This window comes from Corynebacterium sp. CCUG 69979, from assembly GCF_024454095.1.
Lineage (GTDB): Bacteria > Actinomycetota > Actinomycetes > Mycobacteriales > Mycobacteriaceae > Corynebacterium > Corynebacterium genitalium.
Genome location: NZ_JAGPZA010000001.1, coordinates 26,120 through 39,430 on the forward strand (window position 1 = coordinate 26,120; position 13,311 = coordinate 39,430).

The following is a 13,311-nucleotide window of genomic DNA, read 5'->3' on the forward strand; positions in this document are numbered from 1 at the left end:
GTAGTGTGATCCATCGTATGTTAGGAGGTTCCCAATGGGTGCAGTAGCTGAGGTTGAACTAATGGTCCGCTCCACATGCGGCTCGTGCGAGCGCGTGGCGGCGCAGATCGCGCCCGTGGTGGCGGAAGCGGGAGCGCGTCTTTCGCTTGTCGACGTCGACGCCCACCCCGGCCTAGCCATCGAATTCGGTGACCGAGTTCCCGTCGTGGTCATCGACGGTGAAGAGTTCGCCTGCTGGGAAGTCGATAACGCGGAACTGGCTGCGGAACTCGCCCGTGGCGGGCAGGTAGACTCGCGCTAGATTCGCACGCGACGATCAGGGGATTGTCTAGGAACTGGGCAGCGGGGGTATCCTTTGGGATGATCGCGAACTGGCTTGGAGGGAAAACGTGAGTGTTCTCGTGGTGGGCATGTCCCACCGCTCGGCGCCCGTCGCGCTGCTGGAGCGGCTCAGCATGGACAACGCCGTGCAGGAGCAGACTGCACGCGCTCTTCTTGAGCAACCCAGCATCAGCGAAGCCATGACCATCTCCACCTGCAACAGGATGGAGGTCTACGCCGTCACCAACGCGTTCCACACCGGTGTCAACGACGTGCTGAGTGTGCTCAGCGAGTTCTCGGGCGTGGAGTTGGCGCAGCTGCGGGGATACCTCTATGTCCGCTATGCCGACGCCGCGGCGAAGCACCTCATGCGCGTCGCCGCCGGTTTGGACTCCATGGTGGTGGGGGAGCAGCAGATCATCGGCCAGGTCCGCTCCGCCTACCAGGACGCCGCAGACCGTGGCACGATCGGCCCGGCGCTGCACGCGCTAGTCCAGTCTGCTTTGCACGCCGGTAAACGCGTCCACACCGAGACAGATATCGATGACGCTGGTTCCTCCATGGTCACCGCTGCCCTCGACGAAGCAATGCGGTTGAAGGGACTGACCCCCGACGCGTCTCTGGAAGGGCACTCGGCACTGGTTCTTGGAGCCGGCGCAATGAGCTCTCTGGCCGCCACAGACCTGGGTAAACGCGGGGTGAGCAAGCTGATCATTGCGAACCGCACTCGCTCGCGCGCCGAACGGCTTGCCGAGCACGCCCGCGCAGCCGGTGTGACCGCCGAGGTGGTGGACTTTTCTGCCCGCGCCGGAGCACTGTCACGGGTGGACATCGCGGTCTCCGCGACCGCGAGCGACGGCTTCACCATCACCCCGGAGGACATTTCCGGGCCCGCGCTGCTGGTCGATCTGTCCCTGCCGCGCGACATCGACGACGCGGTCGCCGAGCTGCCCGGTGTCAGCCTCATCAACATCGAGGCCTTGCACGAGGCTCTCAAGCACTCCGCCGATTCCCCGATGTGCCCGGAGCTCGATGCCCGCGGGCAGGCCGAGGAAATCGTCGCCACGGAGCTGGCCGCCTATGCAACCGAGCAGCGTGTGCGCGATGTCGCCCCTATGGTCACCGAACTGCGCGTCACCGCCGCTGAGACCGCCCAGACGGAGCTGGACAAATTGCGCTCCCGCCTACCCGGATTGGATGACGGGGAGTTCGGGGAAGTGGAACGGGCGGTGCGCAGGATCGTCGATAAGCTCTTGCATAATCCGACCGTGAAGATCAAAGAGCTAGCGGGCACGCAGTCGAAGGTGAGTTACGAAATCGCCATCGAGGAGCTGTTCGGCCTCACCGGCGGCAAAGATACGCGCACCGGGCTCGCAGGCGACGACGGTACTCATTATGAGAAGAGCTCGCTTGCCGGGTTTTGTGAAAGGGAAAGCCAGTGACAGAGACGTTGAGAGTAGCCACGCGCGGGTCCAAGCTCGCTACGACCCAGGCCGGACACATTCGCGATGCGTTGATCAGCGCAGGACACAGCGCTGAGTTGACCATCGTCACCACCGCGGGCGACATGTCGCAAGCCCCTGTGGAGCGCATCGGGGTCGGCGTGTTCACCACCGCTATCCGCCAGGCGCTTTTCGACGGTGAAGCTGACGTCGCCGTCCACTCCTTCAAAGACCTTCCCACCGCTCACGAACCGCGCACGCACCTGATCATTCCTGTGCGGGAGGACCGCCGTGAAGCACTGATTGCCCGCGACGGCCTGAAACTGGCCGACTTGCCCAGCGGCGCCCGCGTGGGCACCTCCGCACCCCGGCGCATCGCTCAGCTGCGTGCGAAACGCCCTGATCTGGACATTCACCCGTTGAGGGGGAACATCGAGTCGCGCATGGGGCGCGTGACCAGCGGTGAGCTCGACGCTGTGGTGCTCGCCTACGCAGGCATGTCCCGCGTCGGCCTCGGCGAGCGCGCCACCGAAGTCTTCGCACCGGAGGACTTCATGCCCGCACCTGCCCAAGGTGCGCTTGCCGTGGAGTGCCGGGCGGAGGATGCGGAGGCGGTCACAGCGATCGACACGCTTGTCGACGACTTTGCCACCCGCTGCGCCCTGACAGAACGCTTCGTTCTTGCGACCTTGGAAGCTGGCTGCACCGCGCCCGTCGCGGCGTCTGCGGTCCTCGACGGAGATGAGATCACGGTGCGCGGCGGCGTGTTCGCTCTCGACGGCTCCGCCCAACTCGTGCGCGAAGCTAGCGGCACAGATCCGCGCGAGGTGGGCCAAGCGTGCGCCCAGCAACTTTTCGACGCAGGAGCAGCCCAATTCCTCTAAGCACGGTTTTTCAAAACAGCCGTCTTACTTTAAGGTGTAACTACCATACGCCGTCTGCGCCGCTGTGCATCTGGTCCCCGTTAATGGGGTTTCCGGGCACGTCTCTTGGTGCGTAAGGCGGTTTTCTAGTGATTGACGCTTTCAAACGATCCGTTTAGAAGAGATTTCTTTGATGAATGCTGCCTCCTCCACAGCGCCCGAGAACGTTGGCAAGGTCATTTTCGTCGGCGCCGGGCCAGGCAACCCCGACCTGTTGACGATCCGCGCTCGCGAGGTGCTGGAGCGTAACTCGATCGCCGTTGTCGATCCGGACGTCTCTGGCGGTGTGCGCGGTGTCGTCGGATCCGCTCTCCCCGTGCCGGCTGACAAGCTGAAAGCGGCTGCGGAAGAGTACGAGGCCATGTGTGCCAAAGCCAAGGAGGCTGGAGCCCGCCGCAAGCCCGCGAAACCGGCAGACCCGACTGCGGCAGAGCTGAGCGAACAGGCACCCGCCGGAGATGAGATCGTCGAGCCGTTGCGTGAAGCCCTCGCCGAAGCGCAGGCGGCGATCGACCGCGGTGAAGCAGGCGATGGCGACGTCATCCGTCTGGTTGCGGGCAACCCGCTGACCCGCAACGCCATCATGGAGGAGATCTCCGCTGTCGCCGCCGCCGGCCTGGAGTTCCAGGTGGTGCCCGGCATGTCGTTGCCGTCGACGGTGCCCTCGTTCGCCGGCATCGCGCTCGGTTCCACCTACACCGAAGCTGACCTGGCCAACGAGCCGATCGACTGGGACGGCCTCGCCGCCGCCCCGCAGCCGCTCGTCCTCCAGGGCGAGGCCCGCCACTTGCCGGTCATTGCCACCGAGCTGCAGGCCCGCGGGTTCTCCGCGTCGACGCCGCTGACTGTGACCATCAACGGTACGACCCGTCTGCAGCGGACGTTTGATGCGACGCTGGGGACCGTCGGCAAGCTTGATGCGGACCTGGATGGCACGCTCGTGGTCACCATCGGCACTGCTGTCGACGACCGTTCGAAGTACTCCTGGTGGGAGAACCGTCCGCTCTACGGCTGGCGTGTACTCGTGCCGCGCGCGAAGGAGCAGGCCGGTGTGATGAACGCCCGGCTGAACTCCTATGGCGCAATTCCGCAGTCCGTGCCCACCATTTCCATGGAGGCGCCGCGCAACCCGGCGCAGATGGACCGCGCGATCAAAGGCATCGTTGAGGGACGCTACCAGTGGATCGTGTTCACCTCGGTCAACGGTGTTGACGCTGTGTGGGACAAGTTCGAGGAGCTCGGCCTGGATGCCCGCTCCTTTGCCGGGGTCCACCTGGCCGCAGTGGGGGAGAAGACCGCTGACGCGATTCGCTCCCGCGGCATGATCCCGGAGCTCATCCCGCACCGCACGAAGCAGAACGCGCACGGCCTCGTGGACATCTTCCCTGAGTATGTCGAGGAGATCGACCCGGTCGGCCGCGTGCTGCTGCCGCGCGCGGACATCGGCAGCGACGTGCTTGTTGACGGCCTTGTCGAGCGCGGCTGGGAAGTCGACGACGTCGTCGCCTACCGCACTGTCCGCGCCGCCCCGCCGGCACCGGAAGTGCGCGACATGATCAAGACCGGCGGGTTCGACGCTGTTTGCTTCACCTCCGCCTCGACTGTGAAGAACCTCGTCGGCATTGCCGGCAAGCCGCACCCGCGCACCATCATCGCGTGCATCGGTCCCATGGCGGCTGCGGAAGCGAAGGAGCAAGGCTTGCGGGTCGATGTCGTGCCCGAGGTCGCCGACGTACCGTCGCTTGTCGACGCATTGGCCGAGCATGTCGCCGGTCTCCGCGCTGCCGGCCAGCTGCCGCCGCCGCGGAAAAAGCGTCGCGCCCGACGCTCGTAGCTACGGCCGTGGACGCCATTCGTAGAATGGTCTGTGTGCCTACACCGTCGGAACCCACAGATTCGTTCAACCACTCGCCTGCACCGAGCCTGACTGGCCCGGTGCGGCGGCCGCGGAGGCTGCGCCAGAACGCTGCGATGCGCCGCATGACGGCGGAGGTCCGCCTGGACCCGGCGGACCTGATTTTGCCGCTGTTCGTTGCCGACGATCTCGGTGAATCGGGCAAACCCCGCATCATCGCCTCCATGCCGGGTGTGTACCAGCACAGCATGGACTCTCTCGTGGAGATCTGCCGGGAGGCTGTTTCTTTGGGGATTCCGTGCGTTGACTTGTTCGGTGTGCCCCGCAGCGAGGACAAGGATGCGTCCGGCTCCCAGGCCTGGGACCCGGACGGCGTGCTCAACCGTGCCATTGCTCGGCTGCGCGACGAGTTCGGCGACAAGCTGCTCATCATGACCGACACCTGCCTCGATGAGTTCACCGATCACGGCCACTGCGGCGTCTTGGTCACCGACCGGGAGGGCAATGTGGCGGTGGACAATGACGCCACCTTGGAGCTGTACGCGAAGATGGCGGTGTCGCAGGCTGAGGCCGGCGCGCATATTGTCAGCCCGTCCGGAATGATGGACGGCCAGGTGGAAGTGATCCGCCACGCGCTCGATCAAGCGGGCTACACGGATGTCGCGATCATGGCGTATTCGGCGAAGTATGCGTCTGCGTTCTTCGGCCCCTTCCGTGACGCTGTCGGTTCGTCCCTGTGGGGCGACCGCAAGACCTACCAGCAGGATCCGGCAAATATCCGCGAGTCCCTCATGGAGGTCGAACTCGACGTGGCTGAGGGCGCGGACATGGTCATGGTCAAGCCGGCCATGCCGTACCTCGACGTGCTGGCGAAGGTCGCTGAAGTCTCGCCCGTCCCCGTCGCCGCCTACCACGTCTCCGGCGAGTACGCGATGATCCAGGCCGCCGGCCGCAATGGCTGGATTGACCTAGACCGCACAATGATGGAAGCGTTGCTCTCCATCAAACGCGCCGGCGCCGACCAGATTCTCACGTACTTCGCGCTCGACGCAGCTCGCATGCTTATCGACGAAAGACCCCGCCCATGACCCACCCAACCCCGCCCGCACCGCAACAACCCGCCCAGCCCGCCCAGCCCGCGCCGCCCGCGCAGGACGCTCGGCCTGACCAGCGGCCGGAAGCCGTGCGCTACCTGTTGGTCACGTGGGTGGTCATGATCGGTGCGGAGTTGTTGCACCAGCTTTTCTCCATTGCGATGCCGCTGTTGGATCCTTCCGCGCTGTTCGAGAGTGCGCGTGAGGCCAGCAAGGGCATGCCGCAAGAGGTGTCCGAGGGGCAGGTGAAGTTGGTGGCGTATACGTCGATAAGCATCATGGCACTGCTGTCGCTGCTGATTGTCGCTCTGCTTGCGCTCGCACTGCGGGCCGTGGCGGCGCAGAAGAAGTGGGCGAACAGCGCGCGTACTTTGCTGATGGTGTTCTCTGTGTTCTTTGCGCTGCGCATGCTCACAGTGTTTCTGATCAACCCTGCCGGCATGGATGTGCCCACCGCGGTCATCGGTGCCGACGGCGTGCTGCAGATCGCTGCGGGGGTGGCGGCGATCTGTGCCCTGATCTTCGCTAACCAGGACGATGTGAAGAAGTGGACGGCCAAAGACGCCACAGACCATAATGACGTAAGCACTCAGTAAAAACCCAGAACACAGAAACGCAGGTGCACGTCATGGCCGGGATGTTCCCCACGATCGTGAGCGACCCGAACGACCCGAACCGCCGCTGCCGCGGTGCAGTTGGGGACACGTGGCCGCGCAATCTGCAGATCGCGTTCTACCTCATCTGCGGCGCTGCGGTGCTCATGCTGGTGACTGCGATGATGCTGCTATCCCAGGGTTTTCCGGGAGATCCGGCGAATGAGTCGCTGCGTGCTTCCTACATGACCAACTTGCGTGCGGTGTCCATCGGCAACATTGTGCTGGCGCTGCTGCTGGTCTCGGCGGCGAGTTACTTCCGCCACGGCAACCGCATCGCCCGCCGATGTGCGGCTGGATTCGTGGCGCTGAGCTGCTTTCTCAACGTTGCGGCGTTCATGGTGCAGCTGACGTCGTGGGCGTCCATGGTCATTGTGATTCTGCTGGCGTTTTCCATGCTGTTCGCGTTCCGTCCGGACGCGAACGCGTTCGTGGACAAGATGAGCCCCCGCTTTTAGTGAGCACGTAGAGATGACCGCATACATCGAGGAAGAGACTCAAGACCGGCCGCATGTCTCCTATTCCTTCACTCTCGAGGGGCTGCCGGGTGCGCCCGATATCGATGAGGTCGAAGCCACCCTGGAGACGATCGAAGGTGTCGAGTGCAAGATCGTGCACCCGAGCAAGTCCGCCTGGATCACGGCGACAGCTGCGACAGGGCCAGAGCAGATCATCGAGGTCTTCGCTGAACTAGGCATCACGGCGCGGCTGACCGACGCCTCGCAGCTGCGCCACGCAGCCCCCGCCGACATGACAACGGGCCGGCGCCGCTCCCAACGCCCCGTGCCCACGCGGATGCGCCGCCGGCGCCGCAGCGCGGACCGGTCGCTCGACCGCGCACGGCGCGCCGGGTACACCCCGCAGCGCAAAACGGAGCCCACGCAGGACGACGTCCTCTACACCGCCCGCGACTTGATCACCCCCGCCCGCATGTGGGTAGCGCTCGTGTTCACGCTGCCGGTCCTCGTGCTCGCCTACTTCCGCCCTACGCAGTTCGACGGTTGGCAGTGGGTCGAACTCGCCTTGGCCACGCCGGTGGTCACGTGGTGCGCGTTACCGTTCCACCGCGCATTGCTCGGCGGAGTCCGGCGCGGCAGCACAGCACTTGACGGTGCGAGCGCCGTCGCCATCATCATCGCGTACCTGTGGTCCGCCGCCGTCATTTTTGCCGCGCCGACCGGCCACCGCGGCTGGCATTCGGGCTTCACGTGGTTCGCCACCACCCGCGGCACAGCGAACGGCCCAGAGCTATTTCTCGATGTCGCGTGCGGCATCACGCTGCTTCTGCTGATCGGGCGGCGGTATTCCATCCGTGCGCGCACATTGCTTCTCGACGAAATGACCGCCCGCACCCTCGACCCCGACACCGAATACATCCGCTTCTGCAAGAAACGCGGCCAGGCCGAGGCTGCCGAGGAACGCATTCCCGTCTCGGAGATCAACCGCGGCGACGACATTGTTGTGCACGTGGGTGAGATCGTTCCCGTCGACGGTGTGATCATGGGCGGCCGTGCTCGTCTGCGTCCCGGGCTGATCGACGCCCACGAACCCATTGACGTCAAAGTCGGTTCCATCATTTACGCTGGTTCCGTCATCGCCGAGGGCGAAGTCAAGGTGCGCGCGCAGCGCACCGGCCACGCGACGCGGTGGAGCGCCGTGGAGCACTGGTTGGCAGACGTCGAAGCGCGCCAGCGCTACGCCTCTGTGCAGCATGCGCAGGCAGCGGCGGCGTTGCTGCCGGTGGCGATGGCGGTGGCGCTGACAAGCTTTGTGCTGTGGGGGCTGATCACGGGCGACTATAACGCGGCGTTGCGCACCGCATTGGCCGTGCTCTCCGGCGTGGCCCCAGTCGCGTTGGCGCTCTCGCCGGCGCTGGCGATGCGCCTGGGCATTGAATCCGCCGCACGCAACGGTGTGCTTGTCCGCGACGGTGAAACCCTGCGGACCTTAGAGACCGTGGACACGATCGTGTTCAACCGCGTGGGCACGCTCGCGCAGGACGAGATGTTCGTCGAGTCCGTCACGGCCGCCGAGGGCGACAGCAAAGAAATGGTGATGCGCATTGCCGGCGCTCTGTCGATGAACTCCCAGTTCGCCGTTCCGCGTGCGCTCGTGGCAGGTGCCCGCGATGCCCGCGCCGGGGCCGACGATGACCGTGAGCTGCCTGCGCGCTACGAGCTGGTCAGCGTCGACTATGCGCGCACCGGCGATGTCACCGGCCGCCTGGCGCTGGTGTACGTCGACGAAGACGGCCACGAGAGCACGACGCACATCGACGCTGTGCTGTGGCGCCCCTCCAACCTGTCCCATTTAAAGGGCAACCTGGCGGTGGCAGCGACCTCCGGCGGCACGCCCGTTGTGGTGCATTGGAAGGGCAAAGACCGCGGCGTGATCACATTGCATGACCCGTTCAAGGATGACGCCGACGACGCCATTGCGTTGCTGGAGGGTCAAGGCCTAGAAACGGTCATGTGTACCCGGGACACGTACGCCGTCGCCCGTCGCTTCGCCGATTACCTAGGCATCTCCACCGTGCTGGCAGGCATCACCGCCGACAAAAAGCCCGGCGCCATCCGCACCTTGCGTGCCAACGGTGCCGAGGTAGCTATGGTCGGCGACCGCACTGTGATTGATGCGCTGCGCGCCGCCGATGTGAGCATCATGTACGCCACCGCAGACGACATTGAAACGGGACGCAAGCGCAACCGCCGCGTGTCGGTGATGCTGCTGCGTCAGGATGTCACCGCCGTCCCCCAGCTCATCGCTCACGCCCGCAATGTCTGCCGCATCAAAGACCGTAATCTTTCCCTGGCGTGGATGTACAACATCGCCATGCTCTTCTTCGCCGCCATTGGTGTGATCCCGCCGATCATCGCTACGGTGCTCATGCTCGGGTCGTCGCTGCTCATTGAGTCATTGTCGATGCGGGCGCGGCGTTTCCCGCGGAGCCTGTAACAATGGAGCTATGAGCAGACGCACGCTTGACGACGCCCCTTTGATCGCCGCCGCCACCGGCCGCACCCCGTCGCGCACCCCGGTGTGGTTCATGCGCCAAGCGGGCCGCTCCCTTCCCGAGTACCGCGCTGCACGGGAAGGCATCGCCATGCTGGACTCCTGCTTCATGCCGGAGCTGCTCGCGGAGATCACCATGCAGCCAGTGCGCCGCCACGACATGGACGCGGCGATCCTATTCTCCGACATCGTCGTGCCGCTCAAGGCAGCCGGCGTGGATGTAGAGATTGTGCCCGGGCGCGGACCCGTCATGGGGTCGCCGGTGCGTTCCCGCGCCGACGTCGACGCCCTGCCTGTCCTGGAAGGCGATGTCGCCGACGTCGCGGAAGGCATTTCGATCATCCTGTCCGAGCTCACCGACACCCAAGCCCTCATCGGCTTCGTCGGTGCCCCGTTCACCCTGGCCAGCTACCTCATCGAGGGTGGCCCGTCCAAGAACCACGAGAAAACCAAAGCCATGATGCACGGCGACCCGGACACCTGGCACGCCCTGATGTCCAAGCTCGTGCCCACCATCACCGCTTTCCTGCGCATCCAGGTCGAAGCAGGCATCGACGCGATGCAGTTGTTCGACTCCTGGGCCGGTTTCCTCACTGAGGCCGACTACCGCCGCTACGTCCTGCCGTACTCCACCGAGATCCTGGCCACCGTCGCCGGGGAGATCCCGCGCATCCACTTCGGCGTGGCCACCGGTGAGTTGCTCGGGGCGATGTCGGAGGCGGGCTCGGAAGTGATGGGCGTCGATTGGCGCGTCCCGCTCGACCGCGCCGCTGAACGCTTCACCGCTCCGAAGGTGCTGCAGGGCAATCTCGACCCGGCGCTGCTCTTCGCCGGCACCGACGTCGTGCGCGAGGAAATCGCCCGCATCAAGGGCGAAGCCGAGTACGCCGTGCGTGCCGGCACAGCAACGGGCCACATCTTCAACCTCGGCCACGGGGTACTCCCGGAGACCGACCCGGACGTCATCACCGAGGCAGTCCGCATTATTCACGAGGAGGCGTAAATGAACATCGCCATCATCGGTGCCGGCCTGGCTGGCCTCACCGCCGCCTACGAGCTGCGTCACGGCCGCCACGACGGCCGCGACGACAAGGTCGACGTGTACGAGGCCACTGACCGCATCGGCGGCAAGCTCTACACAGTGGCCTTCGAAGCTGGCCCCACAGACATGGGAGCGGAGGCGTTCATGGCGCGCCGCCGCGACGCCGTCGAGTTTTTCGAGTCCCTCGGCTTAGGCGACTCCCTCGTCGAGCCTTCCGGCCTGCGCTCGCTCCTCTGGTCCGGCGGTGCCGTCCGCGAGCTGCCCACCGGCGGCGTCATGGGCATCCCCGGGCGCTCCGATACTGTCGCCCACCTCGTGTCCGCCGACACCGCCGCGCTTATCGACGCTGAATCCGACCGCCCCGGCTTCCACTGGCCCACCCCTGATTCCGACGCTGGCGACCTCAACGTCGGCACGCTGGTGCGTGAACGCTACGGTGACGAGGTCGCCGACATCATCGTCTCCCCGCTGCTCGGGGGAGTGTACTCCTGCACGGCCGACGATCTCGGCGTGCGCGCCACGATCCCGCAGCTCGCAGCCGAATTCGATCGATTGGCCGCCGAGCACCCCGAGCGCCTCGTCCACCTGTCCACGGCTGTGCGCAACTTGGAGGCGCAGCGCGCTGAGCTGCCCACAGGCCACGGCGCGGTGTTCAACGCCTTCCGCGACGGCTACCAGGAACTCTACGAAACCTTGGCCGAGCAATCCGGCGCCGATATTTACATCGATGCCTTCATTTCCGGCATTGAGCGCGCCGACTCATCCAGCGACGCTGCCGCGCCCCAGTACAAGCTGACCGGCGGCGAAGACACACACTACGACCACGTCATCCTCGCCGTGCCCGCGCCGACTGCGGCACTGCTGCTGAAGCGCGTTGCCCCCGAGGTGGCCGAAGAGCTGGCGAAGGTGAAGCTGGCGAACTCCGCCGTAGTGGGCATGCGCTTCGCCGACGGCGACGGACTGCCCGAAAACTCCGGCATCCTCATCGCCGACACTGCTGACACCGCCGACACCGCTAAACCGGATGTGCGCGCGAAGGCGTTCACACTGTCGTCGAAGAAGTGGCCGCACCTCGCCGAGCGCGGCGGGGCACTCGTGCGCGCTAGCTTCGGCCGCTACGGCGACAACCCGGACCTGGCTATCACGGCCTCCGAAGACGACCTCGTCGACTGGGCACTCGATGACCTGCAGACCATCACAGGGTTCGACGGCAGGGAAGCAGGCCTCGAAGAAATCTACGTCCAACGCTGGTTCGGCGGTCTTCCGCGTTACGACGAGGGTCATGTGGGGGTGGTGCGTGACGTCGATAAGCAATTGGCGCAAGTGCCCGGCATCTCCGCGACAGGCGCATGGGCGGGCGGCGTCGGCGTGCCCGCCGTCATCGCACACGCGCGCGACACAGCGCGTGCTGTAGGTTAATTGTCCATGCACGACGAGCAGGACCGGGTGGACGACCGCCCCGCTTCCGAAGAACCCGAATGGTGGGAAGAACCAGGGCTGCCCTGGAACTCCAAACCCACCAAAGCTGACTACTGGTGCCTGGCGTGGTTCGGTTTTGTCGGCCTATTCGGCATGGCGATGATCCCGCTGCGCGCGTGGCTGCTGGGCCTCGACCCACCGGTGATGCTGGCGCTGACCGGTTCGCGCATCGGTGCGGCCTCAACCGGCGCGTTGGCCGCCGTCGGTGAAGCGCCGGGCTGGATCTGGTACCTGCTCATCGGCTCGCTCGTGGCCATCAAATTCGACTGGGTCTATTGGTGGGCCGGCAAACTTTGGGGCCGCGGCATCCTTGATGTGCAGGCGCAGAACTCCAAACGCATGGGGCGCAACATCGAACGGGTCGAAGGCTGGTTCCACCGCGTCGGATGGGTTGGCATTTTCCTGGCGTACGTGCCGATTCCGCTGCCCATCGCGTTCGTCGTCTTCGTCATGTGCGGCGCGACCGGCATGGACGTTAAGAAGTTCATGCTGCTCGACTTCATCGCGAAAACCGCGTGGTCGTTCCTCTACTTCGGGCTCGGCTGGGCGATCGGCGAGCCGGTCGTCTTCGTCCTCGAGCAGTACGCGAAGGTGGCCAACTGGGTGGCCATCGGCCTGCTCGTGGTCATCTTCTTCGGTGTGTTCCGCGGGCAGCAGAAGAACGCGGGCACAGCCTAACCGCGTGGCTCTGCCGCAGCGGGGGAGGAGCCGGCGCGCTCCAACACTTGGTCGCGCAGGTAGATCCGGACGATGTTTATCACGTCCTCGTCCGGCGCCTTTTCGATAGCGCCAGCAATGTCCACCACCGGATCATCCTTCGACATGTTCAGCTCGGCGGCGAGGCGCTTCTCCAAAGATCTCTCGGTGTACCGGGTGCGCGGGGCGCGACGCGTGCTCACCCAGTACACGGCCATGGACAGCACTGATGCGGCGATCGACGCGATGAGCATGCCCTTCCACGGAGTGACCTGAAAGTGGGAAAATGCGAGTGTCAGGCCGGCGGCGAGCAAAGCTGGAAAGACCAACATCTTCTGGGACGTGAACAGGCTGGGAATATTGCGCAGCACGACGTCGCGCACCAACGATCCGCCGGTCGCTGTGATGACGGCGAGCAGCAGTACGGAGATCCACGGCAGATCGTTGACGAGTGCTTTAGACGCGCCCACTACCGACCACACTCCGACAGTGACCACGTCCATGTAGAAGCGCACGCGGTCCCACAGCCGTCCTTCGACGTGGAGGAAGAATGCGATGGCGCCGCCGAGTACCGCGATGATGAGATACCAGGGGGTTTGCAAGGCTGCGACGGGGCCGTTGTTGAGCAGGCAGTCCCGCAGCATGCCGCCGGCGAGCGACGAAATCAACGCGATGAAGCCGAATCCGACCACGTCGAAGTTCATGCGTTTGGCCACTTGTCCGCCGACGATCGCAGCCAGCAGCACACCGGTGTATTCGAGGATGAAGTAGAGAGGGCCGAAGTCGTTCACGCC

At 65.1% G+C, this 13,311-nt stretch carries 12 protein-coding genes; 11 read left to right on the plus strand and 1 reads right to left on the minus strand.

Annotation, left to right across the window (positions count from 1 at the left end; all coding sequences use genetic code 11):
* The first annotated feature begins 34 nt into the window (after positions 1-34).
* The 11 genes from KBX18_RS00140 (at position 35) to KBX18_RS00190 (ending at position 12,499) form a co-directional block, all read left to right on the plus strand.
* Positions 35-301, plus strand: a complete 267-nt coding sequence (locus KBX18_RS00140) for a glutaredoxin family protein (RefSeq protein WP_005286979.1) — start codon at positions 35-37, stop codon at positions 299-301.
* A gap of 88 nt (positions 302-389) precedes the next feature.
* Positions 390-1,763: a glutamyl-tRNA reductase gene (locus tag KBX18_RS00145; protein WP_255994366.1), complete on the plus strand. Its 1,374-nt coding sequence runs from the start codon at positions 390-392 to the stop codon at positions 1,761-1,763.
* On the plus strand, positions 1,760-2,647 hold the full coding sequence (hemC, locus tag KBX18_RS00150; RefSeq protein ID WP_255994367.1) for a hydroxymethylbilane synthase: 888 nt from the start codon (positions 1,760-1,762) through the stop codon (positions 2,645-2,647). The genes KBX18_RS00145 and hemC overlap by 4 nt, the downstream gene beginning before the upstream one ends.
* 172 nt (positions 2,648-2,819) lie before the next feature.
* On the plus strand, positions 2,820-4,520 hold the full coding sequence (locus KBX18_RS00155; protein WP_005286973.1) for a uroporphyrinogen-III synthase: 1,701 nt from the start codon (positions 2,820-2,822) through the stop codon (positions 4,518-4,520).
* A gap of 89 nt (positions 4,521-4,609) precedes the next feature.
* Positions 4,610-5,629 carry a porphobilinogen synthase gene (hemB, locus tag KBX18_RS00160; RefSeq protein WP_040423959.1) on the plus strand — a complete coding sequence of 340 codons (1,020 nt, stop codon included), beginning with the start codon at positions 4,610-4,612 and terminating at the stop codon, positions 5,627-5,629.
* The gene (locus tag KBX18_RS00165) at positions 5,626-6,231 is read left to right on the plus strand and encodes a hypothetical protein (protein ID WP_255994368.1); all 606 of its coding nucleotides are present in this window, start codon (positions 5,626-5,628) and stop codon (positions 6,229-6,231) included. Before hemB ends, KBX18_RS00165 begins: the two co-directional genes overlap by 4 nt.
* Positions 6,232-6,263: 32 nt before the next feature.
* Positions 6,264-6,746: a hypothetical protein gene (locus tag KBX18_RS00170; RefSeq protein WP_255994369.1), complete on the plus strand. Its 483-nt coding sequence runs from the start codon at positions 6,264-6,266 to the stop codon at positions 6,744-6,746.
* 13 nt (positions 6,747-6,759) lie between these two features.
* Positions 6,760-9,243 (plus strand): cation-translocating P-type ATPase, encoded by a 2,484-nt coding sequence (locus KBX18_RS00175; protein WP_255994370.1) that lies wholly within the window; start codon positions 6,760-6,762, stop codon positions 9,241-9,243.
* 10 nt (positions 9,244-9,253) lie between these two features.
* The gene (gene hemE / locus KBX18_RS00180) at positions 9,254-10,303 is read left to right on the plus strand and encodes a uroporphyrinogen decarboxylase (RefSeq protein WP_255994371.1); all 1,050 of its coding nucleotides are present in this window, start codon (positions 9,254-9,256) and stop codon (positions 10,301-10,303) included.
* On the plus strand, positions 10,304-11,761 hold the full coding sequence (locus KBX18_RS00185; protein WP_255994372.1) for a protoporphyrinogen oxidase: 1,458 nt from the start codon (positions 10,304-10,306) through the stop codon (positions 11,759-11,761).
* 6 nt (positions 11,762-11,767) lie between these two features.
* Positions 11,768-12,499: a DedA family protein gene (locus tag KBX18_RS00190; RefSeq protein WP_255994373.1), complete on the plus strand. Its 732-nt coding sequence runs from the start codon at positions 11,768-11,770 to the stop codon at positions 12,497-12,499.
* Here KBX18_RS00190 and KBX18_RS00195 read toward each other — a convergent pair.
* Positions 12,496-13,308, minus strand: coding sequence for a TRIC cation channel family protein (locus tag KBX18_RS00195; protein ID WP_255994374.1), 813 nt, complete (start codon positions 13,306-13,308; stop codon positions 12,496-12,498). The two genes, KBX18_RS00190 and KBX18_RS00195, sit on opposite strands and share 4 nt — an antisense overlap.
* Between the last annotated feature and the right edge of the window lie 3 nt (positions 13,309-13,311).

What these genes read in the sequence shown, in the direction of transcription:
- KBX18_RS00175 (WP_255994370.1), top strand. Translation starts at nt 6,760, where the DNA reads ATGACCGCATACATCGAGGAAGAGACTCAAGACCGGCCGCATGTCTCC.
- KBX18_RS00190 (WP_255994373.1), top strand. Translation starts at nt 11,768, where the DNA reads ATGCACGACGAGCAGGACCGGGTGGACGACCGCCCCGCTTCCGAAGAA.
- KBX18_RS00185 (WP_255994372.1), top strand. Translation starts at nt 10,304, where the DNA reads ATGAACATCGCCATCATCGGTGCCGGCCTGGCTGGCCTCACCGCCGCC.
- KBX18_RS00170 (WP_255994369.1), top strand. Translation starts at nt 6,264, where the DNA reads ATGGCCGGGATGTTCCCCACGATCGTGAGCGACCCGAACGACCCGAAC.
- hemE (WP_255994371.1), top strand. Translation starts at nt 9,254, where the DNA reads ATGAGCAGACGCACGCTTGACGACGCCCCTTTGATCGCCGCCGCCACC.
- KBX18_RS00155 (WP_005286973.1), top strand. Translation starts at nt 2,820, where the DNA reads ATGAATGCTGCCTCCTCCACAGCGCCCGAGAACGTTGGCAAGGTCATT.
- KBX18_RS00165 (WP_255994368.1), top strand. Translation starts at nt 5,626, where the DNA reads ATGACCCACCCAACCCCGCCCGCACCGCAACAACCCGCCCAGCCCGCC.
- KBX18_RS00140 (WP_005286979.1), top strand. Translation starts at nt 35, where the DNA reads ATGGGTGCAGTAGCTGAGGTTGAACTAATGGTCCGCTCCACATGCGGC.